22 protein-coding genes and 1 tRNA gene are annotated in these 18,460 nt (G+C 31.2%); 20 read left to right on the forward strand and 3 right to left on the reverse strand.

Going from position 1 to position 18,460, the window contains the following annotated elements; all coding sequences use genetic code 11:
• The first annotated feature begins 87 nt into the window (after window positions 1-87).
• The 5 genes from NSQ95_RS07370 (at window position 88) to NSQ95_RS07390 (ending at window position 2,648) form a co-directional block, all read left to right on the forward strand.
• Window positions 88-375 (forward strand): hypothetical protein, encoded by a 288-nt coding sequence (locus NSQ95_RS07370; protein ID WP_342560594.1) that lies wholly within the window; start codon window positions 88-90, stop codon window positions 373-375.
• Complete coding sequence (locus tag NSQ95_RS07375; protein WP_342560595.1) at window positions 368-793, forward strand: hypothetical protein; 426 nt, start codon at window positions 368-370, stop codon at window positions 791-793. The genes NSQ95_RS07370 and NSQ95_RS07375 overlap by 8 nt, the downstream gene beginning before the upstream one ends.
• Before the next feature lie 351 nt (window positions 794-1,144).
• Window positions 1,145-1,642 (forward strand): hypothetical protein, encoded by a 498-nt coding sequence (locus NSQ95_RS07380; RefSeq protein ID WP_251556810.1) that lies wholly within the window; start codon window positions 1,145-1,147, stop codon window positions 1,640-1,642.
• Between the two features lie 204 nt (window positions 1,643-1,846).
• Window positions 1,847-2,080 carry a recombinase family protein gene (locus NSQ95_RS07385; RefSeq protein WP_342560596.1) on the forward strand — a complete coding sequence of 78 codons (234 nt, stop codon included), beginning with the start codon at window positions 1,847-1,849 and terminating at the stop codon, window positions 2,078-2,080.
• A 316-nt stretch (window positions 2,081-2,396) separates the two neighbouring features.
• Window positions 2,397-2,648 carry a hypothetical protein gene (locus NSQ95_RS07390; protein ID WP_342560597.1) on the forward strand — a complete coding sequence of 84 codons (252 nt, stop codon included), beginning with the start codon at window positions 2,397-2,399 and terminating at the stop codon, window positions 2,646-2,648.
• An 88-nt stretch (window positions 2,649-2,736) separates the two neighbouring features.
• Here NSQ95_RS07390 and istB read toward each other — a convergent pair whose 3' ends face one another.
• Both istB and istA read right to left on the reverse strand, forming a co-directional pair.
• Window positions 2,737-3,483, reverse strand: coding sequence for an IS21-like element helper ATPase IstB (gene istB, locus NSQ95_RS07395; RefSeq protein WP_342559798.1), 747 nt, complete (start codon window positions 3,481-3,483; stop codon window positions 2,737-2,739).
• A complete protein-coding gene (gene istA, locus NSQ95_RS07400) occupies window positions 3,480-5,027 on the reverse strand; it encodes an IS21 family transposase (protein ID WP_342560794.1) in 1,548 nt (515 codons plus the stop codon). Before istA ends, istB begins: the two co-directional genes overlap by 4 nt.
• 279 nt (window positions 5,028-5,306) lie before the next feature.
• On the opposite strand from istA, the gene NSQ95_RS07405 reads away from it, so the two are divergent.
• The 12 genes from NSQ95_RS07405 (at window position 5,307) to NSQ95_RS07460 (ending at window position 14,308) form a co-directional block, all read left to right on the forward strand.
• On the forward strand, window positions 5,307-5,444 hold the full coding sequence (locus NSQ95_RS07405; protein WP_342560598.1) for a hypothetical protein: 138 nt from the start codon (window positions 5,307-5,309) through the stop codon (window positions 5,442-5,444).
• 5 nt (window positions 5,445-5,449) lie between these two features.
• Complete coding sequence (locus tag NSQ95_RS07410) at window positions 5,450-5,857, forward strand: hypothetical protein (RefSeq protein ID WP_342560599.1); 408 nt, start codon at window positions 5,450-5,452, stop codon at window positions 5,855-5,857.
• 6 nt (window positions 5,858-5,863) lie between these two features.
• A complete protein-coding gene (gene cdiI / locus NSQ95_RS07415) occupies window positions 5,864-6,373 on the forward strand; it encodes a ribonuclease toxin immunity protein CdiI (protein ID WP_342560600.1) in 510 nt (169 codons plus the stop codon).
• Window positions 6,374-6,474: 101 nt separating this feature from the next.
• Window positions 6,475-6,831, forward strand: coding sequence for an Imm3 family immunity protein (locus NSQ95_RS07420; protein WP_342560601.1), 357 nt, complete (start codon window positions 6,475-6,477; stop codon window positions 6,829-6,831).
• 416 nt (window positions 6,832-7,247) lie between these two features.
• Window positions 7,248-8,204, forward strand: coding sequence for a hypothetical protein (locus tag NSQ95_RS07425; RefSeq protein ID WP_342560602.1), 957 nt, complete (start codon window positions 7,248-7,250; stop codon window positions 8,202-8,204).
• Window positions 8,201-8,560 carry a hypothetical protein gene (locus NSQ95_RS07430; protein ID WP_342560603.1) on the forward strand — a complete coding sequence of 120 codons (360 nt, stop codon included), beginning with the start codon at window positions 8,201-8,203 and terminating at the stop codon, window positions 8,558-8,560. The genes NSQ95_RS07425 and NSQ95_RS07430 overlap by 4 nt, the downstream gene beginning before the upstream one ends.
• Before the next feature lie 478 nt (window positions 8,561-9,038).
• The gene (locus tag NSQ95_RS07435) at window positions 9,039-9,179 is read left to right on the forward strand and encodes a hypothetical protein (protein ID WP_342560604.1); all 141 of its coding nucleotides are present in this window, start codon (window positions 9,039-9,041) and stop codon (window positions 9,177-9,179) included.
• Between the two features lie 547 nt (window positions 9,180-9,726).
• Window positions 9,727-9,945 (forward strand): hypothetical protein, encoded by a 219-nt coding sequence (locus tag NSQ95_RS07440; protein WP_342560605.1) that lies wholly within the window; start codon window positions 9,727-9,729, stop codon window positions 9,943-9,945.
• A 250-nt stretch (window positions 9,946-10,195) separates the two neighbouring features.
• Window positions 10,196-11,245: a nucleotidyltransferase gene (locus NSQ95_RS07445; RefSeq protein WP_342560606.1), complete on the forward strand. Its 1,050-nt coding sequence runs from the start codon at window positions 10,196-10,198 to the stop codon at window positions 11,243-11,245.
• Window positions 11,238-13,025, forward strand: a complete 1,788-nt coding sequence (locus tag NSQ95_RS07450; protein WP_342560607.1) for a ThiF family adenylyltransferase — start codon at window positions 11,238-11,240, stop codon at window positions 13,023-13,025. The genes NSQ95_RS07445 and NSQ95_RS07450 overlap by 8 nt, the downstream gene beginning before the upstream one ends.
• Complete coding sequence (locus tag NSQ95_RS07455) at window positions 13,015-13,485, forward strand: Mov34/MPN/PAD-1 family protein (RefSeq protein WP_342560608.1); 471 nt, start codon at window positions 13,015-13,017, stop codon at window positions 13,483-13,485. Before NSQ95_RS07450 ends, NSQ95_RS07455 begins: the two co-directional genes overlap by 11 nt.
• 1 nt (window position 13,486) lies before the next feature.
• Complete coding sequence (locus NSQ95_RS07460; RefSeq protein WP_342560609.1) at window positions 13,487-14,308, forward strand: hypothetical protein; 822 nt, start codon at window positions 13,487-13,489, stop codon at window positions 14,306-14,308.
• Window positions 14,309-14,688: 380 nt separating this feature from the next.
• On the opposite strand, the gene NSQ95_RS07465 is transcribed toward NSQ95_RS07460, so the two are convergent.
• Window positions 14,689-14,761, reverse strand: a tRNA-Val gene (locus tag NSQ95_RS07465).
• Window positions 14,762-15,085: 324 nt separating this feature from the next.
• On the opposite strand from NSQ95_RS07465, the gene NSQ95_RS07470 reads away from it, so the two are divergent.
• The 3 genes from NSQ95_RS07470 to NSQ95_RS07480 all read left to right on the forward strand — a co-directional run bounded on the left by NSQ95_RS07470 (window position 15,086) and on the right by NSQ95_RS07480 (window position 18,074).
• Window positions 15,086-16,636, forward strand: coding sequence for a hypothetical protein (locus tag NSQ95_RS07470; protein WP_342560610.1), 1,551 nt, complete (start codon window positions 15,086-15,088; stop codon window positions 16,634-16,636).
• A gap of 62 nt (window positions 16,637-16,698) precedes the next feature.
• A complete protein-coding gene (locus NSQ95_RS07475) occupies window positions 16,699-17,025 on the forward strand; it encodes a nucleoside triphosphate pyrophosphohydrolase (protein ID WP_342560611.1) in 327 nt (108 codons plus the stop codon).
• The gene (locus tag NSQ95_RS07480; RefSeq protein ID WP_342560612.1) at window positions 17,022-18,074 is read left to right on the forward strand and encodes an HNH endonuclease domain-containing protein; all 1,053 of its coding nucleotides are present in this window, start codon (window positions 17,022-17,024) and stop codon (window positions 18,072-18,074) included. The genes NSQ95_RS07475 and NSQ95_RS07480 overlap by 4 nt, the downstream gene beginning before the upstream one ends.
• Window positions 18,075-18,460: the final 386 nt, after the last annotated feature.

The following is an 18,460-nucleotide window of genomic DNA, read 5'->3' on the forward strand; positions in this document are numbered from 1 at the left end:
TATTAAGTCTGCTGATATTAGTGAGAATCAAATTGAAAATGATTAGATTGTAAGGATGTTTCTAGTAATGGCGGAGAAGTCCATCATATGCCAGCTAATTCTGTTAGTCCGATAAGTAGAGGTAATGGTCCTGGTGTAAGAATGGAAACCATAGACCATAGACAAACAGCGAGTGGGGGTAACTCAAGAGAAGCAAGAGCATATAGAGAACAGCAAAAATCTTTAATAGAACAAGGGAAATTAAATGAGGCTCAAAATATGGACATTAATGATTTAAGAAATAAGTTTGGTAACAAATATGATGAAGGTATTAGACAAATGTTAGAATATACTAAAAGATTAAACAAATCTAGGGATGGTGTAAAAAATGAATGAACTTATAATAACTCCTAATAAGGGAGTAGGTCCAATTAGTTTTGGCATGACAAGAGATGAGGTTAGAAATGTTTTAGGAGGAAATGTAGTAGAATTTAAAAAAACGCCTATGTCTGATACTTTTACAGATGCATTTAATGATCATGGAATACACATATATTACGATAGTAACGATACGTGTGAAGCAATTGAAATGGCACTACCAGCAGACCCAAAATTTTCACATAAACACATGATTGGAAGGCCTTTTAGCGAACTGAAGTCAACTATTATTTCACAAGATTGTGATGTTGAATTGGATGAAACAGGCTTATTATCTTTCCCATCAGGGATTGGACTTTTTGTTCCTGAACTTGAGGATTCTGAAGATAGTCTTGTTGAAAGTGTAATTGTTTTTAAAGAGGGCTATTACGAATAATAGTGGAGGGCACCAAGTTAAATTCCTAAGGGTACTTATGAAAATGATAAGGTATTAACAAAAAATGTAGTATTAATAGATGCAAAGAGAAGCGCGGGAATACCTAACTCTACTCAGCACAAGAAACCTGTCGATGTTTATGATGAAACAACTGAAAATAGAAGAGAGTATGAATTTGAAGTAAATGGTAAGAAAAAAATATATCATAGAGCACCGAGTAGATAAATTCGTGAGGTCCTCATTTCACGGTACTGACGATTTGAAAGGAAGCCCATTCGAAAACGGAAGATATAATCAGTAGCCTGGACATTTTCCGGAAGATTTAGTTGATTATAAAAAGAAGGGTCGACCGTGAGAAAGGTGATTAATATGAGTGACGAAAGAAAAACAAAAATGGAGCTGTTAAAAAGAAAAAGTAGAAGAAAGAATTTATTAAAAGAAATAAACTTCATGAATCTTTCAGAGGAACCTTTTTTAAATATCGAAGATAATGATTTATTTTGTAAGAATGTGTTTTCCCTACTTAACAGAAAGGAAAATAAGATTCAATTGCAAGGAGATAGCTATAAAGAACATATTCAAAAATCAAGACAATTGTTAAACGATACTATTGATAATATCGAAGTAATACCAAAACAAGGAAGACTATTAATTTTTAGAGAAAATGAAATAGAAGCAGTGTTGGTTAATGTTAATGAAGTATTTAGTCACTTAAATGAAATGATTGAGTTAACAAAGTTTTCAGGTGGCTATGGTGATTTTATTCTAGTTGCAGAAGATTTTAATTTTGGTTTGTGTATTGAACGAACGGAATATTTTTATGAGTTAAGTGTTTGGGGACTATCATAAGGAAAAATTTGAGAACCTTGATTGGCTATATGCCTTTCAAGGTTTTTGATTTTAATTTATAATAAATCAACTGTTATTGGAATGGGACAACTGCTTTGTCTTATAAATTTTGGTTTGTCTTTTTACTAGAAACGGTCTGATAATACTCGCTATTCGTCAAAAAATCGTTACGGAAATTAAATTTATGTACGGGAGGGTGAAATATTGAACATTGTTAGATATATACGAGTCTCGACTCAAGGGAAAACCAAAGAGGACTATAGTTTGAAATGCCAAGAAGATGAAATTAAAGTATATTCTGAAGAACAAGGCTTATACTTGATCAGTATCTTTAGAGAAGAATTCAATAGTGGCGTCAAATTAAATGGAGGAGCATTAGAAAAAGACAGGATCAGCTTACAGGAGATGTTAGCTCCACTTGTCATCTGTCCACGTTGATTTTGTGGTAGTGCTCAACACAAGTCAATTATTGCTGTCGGATATCGTACTTATTCAACGCTAGTTGAAGAATATGATTGTGATATCAAAAAGCACATAAGAGAACATGGAATTGGACACTTTGAATCAGTTTATCAAATTGGACAAGCTTGGGATAGGCTTCAAAAACGTACTTATAACAAGAATGATATTAATTTATTAAATCATGAACTTTTTTAATCAAGATTTGAAGGAATATTAAAACAGATTCCAGGACCGCACACGATAAAACAGTCGAATCTAGGCGTCCGTGGTACTCAGAAGAGGAGGAGTAAAAATGGCGTCGTATATTTTACTATTAAAAGAATATGAAGATGATGAAACTGTAGTTTACAAATTTGGACCTAACGAAGAGATTATGGGTAAAATTGAGTTAAATAAAATAACCAGAAAGTTTTCAGAGTTAGAAAGTTTACCTGATCAAAATATTCCCGCTAAGTTTTATTTTGATCGAGCTGCTCAAAGATTGGCAGTTTGTCTTGTAAGAGAAAAAGGTATATTTCCAGATAAAACAGCTTTTGAGTCATAGTAGACATAAATAAGCTTTCTTGGGTGGGGGTGTGTAACCGTCAAGTAGAATTGAACACTTTTTGCTAATTTAGAGTGAACACTTTTGCTTAAAACAAACTCTGTCGGTTTTTCATCCGATAACTGTCTCCATTCATGTGTATTACCTCCACACGATGTAAAAGGCGATCTAAAATAGCCGTAGTAATTCCTTCATCTCCCATTAATTCTCCCCATTGATCTGGACTCTTATTAGAAGTTAAGATAATTGAACTTTGTTCATAAAGATGATTGATCATTTGGAAGAACAGATTGGCCTCACGTTGATCCATCGCCATATACATCAAATCATCAATAATTATTAAATCAGAAGCTCTTAATCGTTTCATCTGTACCTGTGATTTATGCGTAAATTCCTCCGTTTTCAGTAATTGAATTAATTCTCCCATTGTCACAAAGTAAACTTGATAACCTTTGTTAATTGCCTCGATGCCTAAGCCTACGGCTAAGTGAGTTTTTCCCACTCCTGGAGGACCTAATAAGATCAAATTATACTGTTGCTCCAGCCAATTTATTTCTTGTAGTTGAGTAAGTTGGCGTTCACTTAAAGAATTTTGTGCTTCAATACTAAATTCCAACAGAGTTTTCTGATAAGGGAACCGTGCCCATTTCAACCGTCTTTCCACACTCTTAGCTTCTCTTTTCTTTAATTCAAAATGGGTAATGGCCTCTAGGAATTCTAAATAGGTCCATGACGATTTCTCAGCTTCGCGAAGGAGCTGTGGAAGCTCCTCAGCTGTTTCGGCTAAGCGCAATAGTTTGAATTGGCTCTGAATTTCTTTTACCGTATGATTCATGAAAGTTCGCCTCCTAAAATGCTTGTGTACGTACTTAAAGGGCGTGTTCCAACTGGTATATCTACTTTATGAATCGGCCGTTTCTCCTGTTCTAAGGAAACTAATGGTTCCTGTTGAGATTGTTTTTTTAGGTAAAGCACAACGTCTTTAAAATCGTTCGCACTATACAAGTTTTCATGGATGCATTTCTCCAGCGCCTTATCAAACCAAGTTGAATCAGTTATTGATACCGAACGGAAAATTTCTAAATGATCTCGACGATAACGTGGGTATTTCTCGAGCACTTTCTCTATGTAAACCTTCGCTTTTTCTTCATCGTCAAATGCAGATAAAAGCCCATTTTTTAATGCCTCGATGCCTTTAGATCGATCCCTACCATGATTTCTATTCTTAATAAGAATACCTTTCTCCTTGCTAATTGTATGTTTGGCAATGACTTCACGATTCTTACTACTCCTGATAACCAGCTGCTGATTGTTTGAGCCTTTTATTTCAAGGAACACCTGATTATTTCCTTTTGTTTTGTAAGTACCTATCGGTACGGAGTATCGATTAGACTCAAATCTGATTGTGTTGTCCTTCATTACATTTCTTGTTATACTAGACTCATTCATACTTTCTATTGAAAGTAAGCTAGAGACCGGTTGTAAGTGTTGCTTTTCGAGGAGAAACACTTCATCGGGTCTTTTTTTCGTTGTGTTATGCACATTGTGATTCCCAGTTCGTTCGAGCCATTGAAGTGCTCGTTCATTCCAGTCATCAATATCATTAAAAACTCGACTATTTGCGAAGTTCCCTTTGATAAATTTAACGACATTTTCAATCATTCCTTTTGATTCAGGGTCTGCCTTACGACATAAATGAACCCTAAAATTCCGTTCTTTCACATACGATTGAAAATCGGTAGTCAGAATTAAATCACCAGCGTTCTCGCTAACCGAAAGTAAATGATCCTGATCGTATACTATTTCGTTAGGCATTCCCCCATAAAAGTGAAAGGCGTTTTCATGGCAGCGAATCGCATCTCTTGTTGTAAATGGTCGATTTTGCCATTTCATGTATTTATGGCGCGAATGCGCCAAAACAAACGCGATAAAGTAAAGTTTTATCTCTCTTTTACTTACGGTTTTCTGCTTTGTTTCTCCCCAATCAACCTGCATCTGTTTTCCCATAGGCTGTTGTTGTATTGCCTCATACTGCCTTGTTTGTTTCGTCTTTTCAATTTGATATTTCTCTCTGACTTCTTGAACATATAATCGAACAGTACTGTCTCCAATCTCTAGGCTTGGAAACTTTTCTAATAACCAATCTTTAATCTGGGCTGCACTTAGGTGTGGATATTCCTCCAACCAGGCAACTATCCAATCTAGATGTTCATCTAATTTCTTCTTCCTTGTTTTACCTTCTTCAAATTGTTGTATCGCCTCTTCCAAGCTCATCTCCAAATATTTATACACTGTCGTTCGAGATACTTTAAACTGATTTGCAATTTGAGAAACTGTTAAGTTTCTTTTGGCTAGTTGATGAATTTCTAAATATAGCACTAATTTTCCCTCCACTTGTCTGACCCCCAATAAACGAATATATATAGTTTACTGAAAATCTATTAGATTAGCGAAAGTGTTCAATGTTATTTAGCAGAAACTGTCCATTTTATTTTAGCGTTTACAGGGTGCACTGACCTATACAAATGACACAAATAAAAACACCTTTCGTTGAAAACGGTTATAACATACCTAAACTCAATGCAGAGGTGTTTTTTCTATTGAAACTAGAGTCAAATATCCAGTAGAAGTGAAACTGAAGGTGATTGAAATTCTACAATGGATTACCCACAACTACTTAAGGATGCTGGAGTTAACGTTAAAGGTGCATGGATTGAAGTTTATAGCTATAAAATAGATGCTGATGGCTTTATTAACGACTCCACTAAAGTAGTCTCTAAAAAATTAAAGGAGTGAATAATTTGATTAAGTACATGGATAATGCTACGTTCAAAGAACACTTGTTACAAGCCTTAAATAAGCTTTCAAATTTTCAAAATGTCAGACTAGGTGAAAATTGTAAATTTACTGTAGTACCTATAATCGAGCATGGCAAATTTCTTAATTCTACTGATGAGTATTTGCAACGAGGGATGTTAAATGAAAAAAACTTAAATGGAAGGGAACTTGATTTCGAAACGGTGGTTAATATGCTTGCATGCAGGATTCCACTATGCCCTATCTGGATTAATGTATCGCTCAAGGAAATAAAGGGAGAAGTAGCTGTAATCGAACTACAAACTAGTTTAAGATTTCGTAAGCCTAGCTTATTACAAAATCAAGATACTGGTCATCCCCCATTTAAGGTTATTTTTCCAACTTTAAGCTGATAGTATATGGTAGAAGGGTATGTCAATGTAAATGGGGAAAAATTGAAATTTATAGGCTTTAAAGACATAAATACAGTGAGAGATTTCGAATTTTTTCCCAGTTCTAGATTAAATGTTAAAGGAATGTTTGTTATAAGTGAGGAAGTTTTTATTATTGAAGAATTTTCAGAAAAAGTTGAGTTGATGCGTCTATATTACAAAATAATAGGTGATGGGAAGTTTATGGAAGCGATTGAAAATTTCAAAAACAAACAAGGTTTTGGGATTGATCCAGTATGTTGTATTTTTGCAAATGAATATCAGTCAGGAGAAGAGGAATATTTTGGTGAAACTGGTGTTAACTTTAGTATACAACCTCCTATGGCTGAAGTTGAGGAAAATGCTATTGTAGATGAAAATGTATTTTTTCAATATTTAACAGAGGCTGGGGAAGACTATTTAACAAGACAACCTCAAGATCGAACAAGAGTTGAAGTTTCCTTAAAAGAACTAAAAGAAATTTTAAATTTATCATAATTTAAGATGGAGAAGAAATAGATATTTCAAGACACATTTACCAGATTTTAGATTAATCAAAAGTTATAGTATCTATGAAACCATAAAAGAGGAGTGATATCTTGGAAGACTGGGAATATAATGAAATATTTGAGGCTATTAATGAAGACTACAATGATTATTTAAAATTAAATAGAGGACATGAGTATGCAATAGCAAGAACTGTTAATGATTATATAAATCTTGGAAAGATAGAAGACTTTATTGTTGATACTGCTATAGGTGAAATATTGTTATCCAAAAATAAGGTCTTTATTGGTTATGTTGAAGGGATAACAAAGAGATTAAGTATGTTTGAAGATTTAGATGCTACAAGTGAACTAACACATGTAGAAATAGCTGACTTGACTAATAGGATAGAGAAAGTACTAGATGGTCTTACTAAGGTTGAGATAGATTATAACCCTTACTCCCAGTAATAATTTGCGATGTTGTGATGATGAAATTTATTAAAAGCACTTGATTTCCTTTTAGGGAATGAGGTGCTTTTTATGTGATATTTAAGCTATGGACAAAATAAAAATGTCTAAATTAAATCATAGCTTATAAAGGTTGTACCATCTAGGTATTCAGTTTTAATGCTTGGTTTGTGAAAATAATAATGTTAAATAGGTGAGATGAAATTTGGTGGTTTGATTCACATAAACAATCCTTTTGTGGGTACAGATATGATTGTCTTATCCTGTGCAAGACCAGAGAACAGTGGTTTGAACAAGAAAAAATAAATATCCAAAAGAACAGCAATATTTTTCAAGACTTCTATGATCTAGGAATAGGTGCGTTAAAATCTGTAGCAGCAATAAATCCATTCGATAGTAAGTCATTCGGAGAAGCTATGCTAGAAAGAGCGAATGATGTTGGTCAAAGACAGACGGACGATTTTGTCGAGGTACAGCGATTTACCCATCGGACAGCTAATACATCTCTTTTAGGTTTACCTTCAGAATTGCACAAGGCTGGAACAGGAGATGAGCATTTATTTTATACTACACGGGAGTTTGGTGAAGGCGGAGGTACTGACCTCATAGCTGATATGCTGGGCTATGGAGTCCCTGGGCTTGGTGCTGTTAAAGCTATTAGAGGTACATCTTTAGGAGCGAAAGGACTTACAACCGGGATCTCTGCACGCAATTTAGGGCAATTTGCTAAAGAGGGTACAGCCGTTGGTAGTATCTTGTCAGCAGGAGAGATTGGCGGTCGGGAGTTACTAAATCCAGAGGACACTAACTGGAAACAGAATGCTTTAGATTTAGGGCTAAATATTGGTGCAGGTGCTACACTTGATCCCTTATTTTCAATGGCAGTCCCTATTGCTAAGTCTATACAGAAGATGGTTAATGAGAAATCAATTGTAGAAGCTGTTAATTCACCATCGAAAATTGGTGAAAGGATACCTAAGGGTACGGTTAAGATTGAAGGAATGCCTCCTCTTGTTCAGTCTAGAGTAAACTTAAGAAATGGAAGTGCAGCAGAAGGATCAGGTTTTAATCATGTATTAGATAGGCATTTTAACCCTTCAAAGAATGCTTCCCAATTCTCAATTACACCTGACGTGCTTAAGGGAGTTCTTCAAAGTAAAGAAGTTGTGAACACTCCAGTTTCAAAAGTTTTATACTCAGATATAAAGTTAGCAGATGGGACAATCGAGAAGCAGGCTAGATATGTAAGGGAAGTTACATTAGACTCAAACATAGGTATTGATAAGTTTAGTGGTTCTCCTACAAATATTATGACAGTACTAACCGATAAGTATGGAAATCTAGTTACTACTACACCAGGGGTGATAAAATGAAACTAAACGGAAGCAAACAGGAACAGGATTTCAGAAAGGAGTTAGAAGGTTCGAACATTGTTTCGGCTCAAGATGGTAAAGCAGAAGCAATATTGAATGTGTTAAGAACTACTTTTGGAGAAGTAAAAAGTGCATATATTTTAAATTGGACACCTGACCAAAGCGAAGACATATTCACTATTTTAGTTGACCTTGATAGAATTGCTAAAATTGAAATTAGTAGAGTCAATCATTCGGAAGTTCCTATAATTGAAACTTTTAATCTGAAGGATTTTCAAAGAGGGTTAAGTAAAATTTTTCAAATAAAATTAGCCGTAGCGATTGATTTAGCGAAAAAGGAACATCAAAACGGTTAAATCAGTATTGTGAAACCTTGATTGGCTATATGCCTTTCAAGGTTTTTTACTTTAAGATCTTTACGGTTAAAAGCAAGATGACTTTTGAATCAAAAACTCAGATTGAGGCAGGAGTTGATCCAAAAACTGCCCGTAAAGCAAGGGGAGATGAATTCTCGAACCAGCGACCCCCCACCTTGTCGAATTTGTAAATAGTAATGATAATAGTAATGAAATGTAATATTTTCCACTATCTATTTAACTGTTGTTTTTCTGTGACAGTAGTGAAAGAGTATCAGGAGATTTTGTGCATCTAATACGTAAGGTTTATTTTAAAGGTTATTGTTGTTAATCCCTTCACCTCTTCGATAGAAAATGGAATATTATAACTATTGACAGTTTGCTAGAGAAGGAGAAGAATGTTCACCTATGGGGCATTATTGTATACTAAAGGATATAGTGAAAAGAATTTTTCTGAACGTGTGATGAGGATAAGCTTATGAAGGTATTGGATGTAGATTTATTACAAGATGGGCTACAGCGAAACATTACAATGTTAGAAAGATTAAATACTGAAATAAAAACAATCCAACGTGGAGTCGAAGGACTAGTTCAGATGGGTATTTACAGGTTATTTTAATAATGTAACAAGTATTAAAAAAGACGATAAAGCTTTTGTAATGTATGTGGGGGAAGAAGAGAGAATAAAAGTTAAATTTTACAAACAAATTAGAGTAGAATTACTTTAATATAGATTGATTATTTGAAAAAACATCAAAATTTTGATGCTTTCACCTATTTCCTGAGTTTAAGTATATATTAAAAAAAGAAAATTAAGTTAGTTAAGCATGACTCTCTACAAGTTGTGCGTTTTTATATTTAATAACAGGAGAGTTTCCATTGGTATTCTAATTTCATCGGGCAGCTAATACATCTCTTTTAGGGAGCACTTATTTATCAAAGAATACATAAAAGAACGTGGAATTGTACGCTTTGAATCAGATTATCAAATTGGACAAGCTTGGGATAAGCTTCAAAAAGGTACTTATAACAAGAATGATATTAATTTATTGAATCATGAAATTTTTGAATCAAAATTTGAAGGAATATTCAAAACATAACAAGACCGCACACGATAAAACAGTCGAATCTGGGCGTCCGTGGTACCCAGAAGAGGAGGAGTAAAAATGACTTCGTATGTTTTACTATTAAAGGAATATGAAGATGATGAAACAGTAGTTTACAAATTTGGACCTAATGAAGAGGTTATGGGTAAAATTGAGTTAAATAAAATAACCAGAAATTTTTCAGAGTTAGAAAGTTTACCTGACTATTTAGTTGGCTCTGTTGATCGCTTGGGTACATATAAGAGTAAAAAAATTCGGAACGTAGTTACAATCGTCTAATGCACGATTGAATAGGAATGACACCGTATGTATTAAGAAAAACTCTAATAACTATCATACATAATAAAAATGCTGATTTAGCAACATTTTCGAAACAAACTGGGCATAAATCATTGCAAACTATAAATGAACATTATTTACATATAGATATAAGAATTTGGATAAATTTCTTTTATAATTAATTAAATTACATATCAGGTAAAATTAAATTAAAGTTTGTTATAATAAGGAAAAAAGGAGGTATTTTAGAATGTCCGACGTACAAAAGTATTTTGTAGATTTCCATGATTCTATAAAAATTGTAATGGGTGATAATAAAGAGCTTAAAGAAAAAAGAGATGAAATAATTGAACTTATTAAAAGTAATTTAAGAAGCGAAACTTCTAATAGTTTTGAGACATTTAGCCAAGGAAGTTATGCAATGAAAACAGGAATTAAAGCGTTAGATGACGGTGATTATGATATTGATGTAGGAATAATTTTTACTTTAAATAAAGACGAAGAAAAGCCAGTTATCTTAAAAGAAATCGTATCTAAAGTACTTTTGGAAGAATATGATGATGTGCAAATTAAAGTTCCTTGTGTGACTGTAAAGTTTGAGAATGAAGTAAAAGAAAATCGGAATTATCATGTGGATTTTGCAGTTTATATTAAAGATGAAAATGAGGATATGTTTATAGCAAAAGGAAAACCCGGGTCAAATGATGAAAATAAGTATTGGGAAGATAGTGACCCGAAAGAATTATTAAATAAAATTCAAAATAGTTATAGTAAAGATTGTGAAAGAAAGCAATTTAGAAGAGTAATAAGATATTTGAAGCGTTGGAAAGATTTAAGATTTAAAAATCAAGTTAATCGACCTACTGGGATTGGTTTAACGATAGCGGCACTAGATAAGTTCGAAGTGAAGTATACATTAGATCCAGTATCTTTTAAAAGGAAATATAATGATTTAGAAGCTCTAAGAAATTTTGTTTCAAATATGATAAATGGGTTTTATTATGTCTTTGAAAATGATGAAGAAGGTTATAGATTAAGCGTTAAATTACCTACCAAACCTTTTAATGATGTCTATAAGAATATCAGTTTAAAGCAAATGAACGATTTTAAAAGCAAGTTAGAAAACTTGAATGAGGTTTTGAGTGAAGCTGCTAAGTGTACGGATCCTAAGGAAGCCTGTGAATTGTTAGCCAAAGAGTTTGGAGAAGATTTTCCAATTCCTGATGAAAAAGATACAGCTCAGTCTAAGAATAAAGCTATATTAACTAATACGTCTTCAGCACATGAGTTAAATGATTAGTTTTGAGAAATATAAAATAGATTTAGAAAGTTCTTTTTCTGCTGCTGGATACGAATTCATTGAGGATAAAATCGATAATATTAAAAGTACAAGAGCTAACTGGGTTAAAACATATAAATTACAAATTAATTTGGAAAGAAAAATTCTCGAAATAAGAATAGCGTTATCAATAGATTTTCCTATTGAGAAGCCTTACTTCTTTTTCGAGAATGTAATAGATTTTAATTTTATGCCACATATTGAAAAATCGGATAATCTGATTTGTTATGCATTCGATGATGGTCTAATTTTAGATGTTAATTACCCTGTTCAAATTATAATGGAATCATTGAATTTAGCTATAAAAACAATAAGTAATGGAATGAATAAGTCACGTTTCGAAGAGTTTAAAAGAGAATATGAGATTAATTGGAGTAGATTAGATAATACAGTTGAAGTTCAATCATTTTTTGATGATCGGGATATAAAAATAAAAGAAGTTGAAATTTTAAAACCTAAGAATAGTTTGGGCAATGAAACTAGAATATTGATTAATCCGGAAGTGTCTAGCTTAAGAGAATTAAGCTATATCTATGAAATAGATTTAGAAAAATGGGATAGATATAAATGTGTATTTATAACCCTAAAAAATTCAGATATGATTCCTTTTCCTAATAGATATAAGATGTGGAATTTTAAACAATTAAAGCGATTAATTTTAAGGAATTGTGGCTCTTCAACTAAGAGATACCTTCAAAATATTAAATTTAATAATGAAGAATTATACTTTATATTAAGCGTTCCTTTTGAGAAACAAAGGATTAATGTCGGGGTTTGTGTATATCCCGCTAATGGAAGTAATAAGGAAATAAAATTAGCTAATATTTCAAATAAATCCAGGTTAACACCAGTTAGATATACACGTATTCATGCTGATTATTTGATGAAAAGAACACAAGGAAAAAACGCTTATGAAAATTATAAAGTTTTAATTTTGGGATTGGGTTCGATAGGTAGTAATACTTTAGCAAATTTAGCTAAAATGGGAGTAAAATATTTCGGCTTAGTCGATAATGATATTCTTCTTCCAGAGAATTCAATGAGACACTTTTTAGGACTTAATCATATTTTAATGGGTGGAACTTATAAGTTTAAAACAGATATCCTAAGTTTGTACTTGAAAAGTAATTTTACAGAAGTGGAAGTTGAGAAATTCACTAAAAATGTTAAAAATTTTATTGATGATAATTTAAAAGAACTATCTACAAAGTACGATTTGATAGTATCGGCTTTAGGCTCTCCTACTTATGAGTTATATTTAAATGATTTTATTTATAAAAATAAGATTAATATCCCTATAATTTACTCTTGGATTGAGCCTTTGGGAATAGGTAGTCATATTTTGGTTACAAATAATTCAGAAATTCCTGGTTGTTTTAGATGCTTATATACTGAAGAAGATAACCTTAATCGGTTAGTTCATAATCGAGGAAGTTTTGTTAATCCAGAAGATAATTATCTAAGAAAAATGCAAGGATGTCATAGTGAATTCACTCCATATAGTTACTTGGATTCACAGGAAATAAGTATTAACTTATCAAAAATTATTTTAGAGGTTATGAACAACAAATTTAAAGGTAATAAGCTAATATCATATTTAGGAGACTCTCGGAGATTTACCGATGAGGGATTCGAACCTTCATTAAGATATAAGCAAATTTCTTTATTAGGAGCTAAAACAAATACTGTTTGTGTTAAACAAAATGAATGCGTTACTTGTGGTGTCAATTATGAGATTTGAATATAGTAATTGTACTGTGGAGATTAAAAAGCAAGTGCTAGATGAGTTTAAAAAATATATACAAACAAAACCAAGTAAAAAAGAGTCTGGTGGTATTTTAATAGGACGGTATATTAAAGATACTCCAAATGCAATTGTTGATTTATGCACTACTCCGCAACCTGAAGATCGGCAAAAAAGATACTTTTTTAAAAGGAGTAAAAAATACCATCAAGAAATCCTTGACTTAATCTGGGAGAAATCCAATTCAACACAAAATTATTTAGGAGAGTGGCATACACATCCGGAATTAAGACCTATACCGTCTAGTCATGATTTAAAAGAATGGGGAAACTTGTTAAGTAAACAAAATGAGGATGTAAGATATATTTTTTTCGTTATCGTAGGGATACATGAAATATGTGTTTGGAGAGGTTGCACAAAATGTAAACAAATTCTAAGAATGGGGATGCAGAAATAACGTGTCAAAACAACAAATTTGGTTTCTTTTCACAAAAATAATGGTACCTATTTTAATTGTATTAATGTCTTTTAGTTTACCTTTTATTTTTTATCAGATAGCCTTGATATTTATTACAGCATTACAAGTTGATGCATCTATAATAGTAGATAATTTAGAAGCTTATAACGAAAAAGATATTTCTAAAGTTGTTATAGGAATAATATTAGCGTATTTAGTTTTAACAATTATTCGCAATAATAATAAAGATAGAGTTTTTAATACTAGTAATATTTATTATGATATAAGTTATTCTACTTTTTGGATTGCTGCAAAAGTTCTTGGATATACTAAGGTATCTTTAATGAATGTGCCTATATATTTGCATTATATAATTTGTTTTAAAGGGGATTTCCAAGATATTGAGTATATAGATACTGAAGAAATAGATAAACCTGTAAACGTAAAGATTAAAAACGATACTAGACAAGGGAATACTATTAATATTCTTATAAAGGACACATATGATATTGAGGATAAAATGTTACCTAAAGACTTAGTAAAATCACCTATGATAATAATTGATAACTATATAAATACAGATGGTCAACGTTTATATAATAAAAATATTCAAAAAGAATTAAAAAAACAAATAGATCATTATTCTAGACTATATACAGCGGTCAATATTTTTGCAACTACAAATACTCGAACTTCAAAAACAATAATCGACTACTGTTTTAAGAATGCTGGAAGAACAGGCTTTAACGAAGTATTTGTATATAAACAAGAACGAAATAGAAATTTTGTGAAGAGAAAAAGAGTATATAAATTTAATAATTAAGTGGATAGAGTTTTACACAAAATTTTACACATGTATTAAATAGAAATATTATCGTCGGATCAATATTTTGTAGCCATATATAATGTGCTCCTGGGACGTATCAGGTACAGAAACAATAAGTTAGAACCAAACAAAAAGCACCTACAATCCTTTAGTATCAAGGATTGTAGGTGCTTTTTGTTTTCTGTATTAATAAGAAAAAATAGAAAATGAAAAGTTTCTACAATAGAATGGTTTGTGAAAAACGGAGCTTCAAAATGTTTTAAACCAAATATATTTATAATCAGTGTGGTTCCTATTAACTCTAACTACAATAATCCAAACAGATTATTTTTGATACAAACGTTGATATAACAACGTTTGCAATCCTACTAAATTAATGGTCCCGACTGGTCTCGAACCAGCGACCCCCACCTTGTCGAGGTGGTGCTCTCCCAACTGAGCTACAAGACCGGGTTTTATGAAAGGAATACCTTGTTGTACCAACGTTTCTACTTTAGATCCTAGCACAAAGCAGGGTGTTAGTATACCCCATTAATTCCTACCCTGGCACTACCCATCAAAGTAATGAAATAATGAAATACTCTTAGTTGTTTAGAATATTAACGCATATACAACGCTAATAGGGTATGCTAAGAGATCCCTTAATAAGTATATTCCGCTATGCTCTGATTTTTCCTTTATTTTAAATTGCAATATTCTAAATAAATGAAGCAAATTTCTACTTTATAAGTATATAATTAAATCATATTGTTTTGTTTTGATGAGGTGAGATTATTGAATGATCTTTTTTTTAAAAAGATTAATGAGAAATACATAAAAGAAAATGCAATTAGATTTTATAAGTATGATGAGCATGAGAAATATCGTGTTCAAAAAAATAAATTTTTAATCAGTTTTTTACTTACAACACTAGGATTAATTATACTAACTTATTTGGGTATATATATAAGTAAAGATAATTTTGAAATGTATAAGGTTTTAGATAGTGAGAAGGAACCTTTTATAAGTTTTGTTATTTTTTTTATACTAGGGATAGTAATTTTCTTTATGTATCTTTTTATTACGGTAATATATAAACGCTTACAGCTTGATACGATTTATTATTATTATACAGATGATGAAAAGAATATTATTGAACATAAAAAACTTGATTTGAGAAATTCGAAATTAATTTTTAATAAGCAATATTTATTGCCTTTAAACATTAAAGAGGGATTTTTCTTTCTATTATCACCAGATTATTTTTACTCAAATAGAAATAAAGAACAATTAATAGAATTTACTAGAAAAATAAAATATAAATATAATGAAGGTGAAATAATTGAACTTATTGGTGAAAATGAACATGGATTAACAAATTATGATTGGCTAAGAATTTCAATAGAAAGAAAATTTTTAGTGGAATGGTCTAATTGGTCAAATGTTAAAAGAAGTATTGTTTATTTCTTTCTAGTAACAATATTATATATAGTTCAATATGTTGTTGATATTTGTTCCGTAGAAAATTCTAATAAGGATGAACACATAATTATGTATTTAATACTTTTTATTTCTGGAATGATAATTTTTAGAATAATTTCAAGAAGTATAGAGATAATATTTGCTTTTTATAAAGATGTAGTTAGAGTTGATTCCAAATCATACCTTGTTAAAAATTTTCAAAATAATTATATGGAGTATCAAATTTCTACAATGGGATATATTAACGGATTTAAATCAAGTCTATTAAGATCTCAAGGTAGACTTTCCTTAGCAATACATAGTTTAATTGAATTTTTTATTTTGTTTTCGGCTATTTATATTATATTATCCACTACAATAAGTAATTTTTGGGGAGGAGAAAGTAGTGAAGCAAATCCTTTAAATGCAATTTTATATAGTTTTTCACTAGGTGTATTTAATGTTTCGTTTGATAGTGAATTTTTGCTGTTACAAGGATTCTTACATTCTTTACAGTTATTGACTAGTTGTGTGTTAATACTTTTATCGGTATCACACTATCTAAATGGAAACAATAGAATGGCTGTTAACTCATTTGAGTATAGCTTTTATAATACGCTAAATATAGTGAAGTTGGAGAAAAAAAAGAGAGTTCTAAATATAAGAAATAGACAAATTTTCGATTTATATATCTGGTATGATTATGGAATTAAACCAAAATATATTAATGATAATGAGTATGAATTTATTAATGAAAGTAACAATGCAAAGTGTAAGATTAATTATGATAAAAAAGTATTTACCGTAAGCAATGTGGATGATTTTAATATAGAAATTAGAGATGATAAAAAGATTTTCTTAAGTCTAAATAGAGAAAGTAAATAAAATTGAATTTTGGGTCTATAAAATATTTAATTAGAAGTAAAAATTTAAGAGGGGAGTTTATTATGCCTAAATATAATAAACTAGTTCGTGATAATATAATAGAAATTATTAAAAAAGATAATAAAGCATACAATTCTCGTATCTTATCGGATGAAGAGCATGTAGCTGAGATTAAAAACAAAATGTATGAGGAATTACAAGAATTTCAAACTGCTACAACATTACAAGAAGCGGTAGAAGAGTTATCAGATCTATTAGAATTAATAAATGCATATTTAGGTGTAAATAACTTAACTTTTGAACAATTAGAAGCAGTTCGTTTAAAGAAAAAAGAAAAACGTGGTGGATTTGATCAAAAGATTTACCTAATTGATGTGGAAGATCTATGAACGAATTTTTAAAAGATGATCAATCTATAGAATCACAGTTTAGATCGATTGTACTGTTTGGTCGCAATGTAGCAACATATAAATTTGCTTTAGCTCATTCTCTACTAGATTTAAGTCAACAGGATAAGACTTTTGTCAGTCTGGAAGAATTATCACCTATATTTGCAAAATACATGTTAGAGCATGTTCAAAGTGGAAAACGTCAAATTACTAGTCAATCATCTCAATTCATTAATGCACTACACTTATATGATGAGGATAAAATTACCTGGGATCAATTAATGTTTGTGACAGAGCGAAAAGGTTTTAATAATGTTATTGATGCTTTTCACAACTTATTTGAAGGTGAAATAACTTCGCCATTTTATGAAAAAAGTGTGCAAGGCAAAAAACTAGGTATTTCATTAACTGATAGTATTTATCTACTGAATGAGAGTCTGCATTTTTCAAATTTAGCTAATGAGATTGAGGGACGTTGGAATCTAGTAGAATCTGCATGGACGGAACGAAATCCAAATTTAATAGTTAATTATGATATTGATTCAGAAGAGTTGTTTTTCCTTAAATCCATGACTGCAGAAAGATATATGAACTCTCATTTTCGAATAAACTTAACTCCTGTACGAAAATCATTGAATGGTTATCAAAAGGGGAAGTGTTTCTACTGTTATCGTAAAATCTCGATTGATAGCGGGTTAGAAGATACATGTGATGTTGATCATTTCATCCCGCTATCAATTCAGTATAGTACGGATAAGGACCTTACATTAAACGGTGTATGGAATCTTGTGCTATGTTGTAAAGAATGTAATCGTGGTGAAGAAAATGGAAAGTTTGCGAGGGTTCCTGTACGTTTATTATTAGATCGTTTGTTTAAGCGAAACGAATATTTAATTAACAGTAATCACCCTTTAAAGGAAACGATTCTTATGATAACGGGTAATAACTCAAAGATGCGGAAACATTTCATTGAAGGTATCTATAATCACGCTGCTTCAATAAAAAAAACTACTTGGGAACCAAAGAAATGTTTTGACAATGCATTTTAGATTACTGGTAAGTCCTCCTTTGCCATTCACTAGATGATGCCACAAAATGTCAATGTCACAATGCGATATGTTGCGAAGTGAATTTAAAGAAGTGAATGAATGATAAACAAAACTTGAAAAATACAATTAGCAGGTAATTATTGAATATAAACTAGTGGTTTAAAAGTTTAAATTTTAAGGAATCCAGTCTTACTTTAGAATGGATTCTTTTTACTTTCATTAATGATGGCTCTTTGTATGGTTTATGAAGATTGCTAATATAGTTTTAGATATACATATAGCGATCCACCACTGTTAAATACTAGACCGTATGAAGTAATAAAAATACTTTTAAATACACCTTAATAGACATATCTTTCACGTATGATAATTTAAAGAAGAGTTTT

This window comes from Psychrobacillus sp. FSL W7-1457, assembly GCF_038593405.1.
Lineage (GTDB): Bacteria > Bacillota > Bacilli > Bacillales_A > Planococcaceae > Psychrobacillus.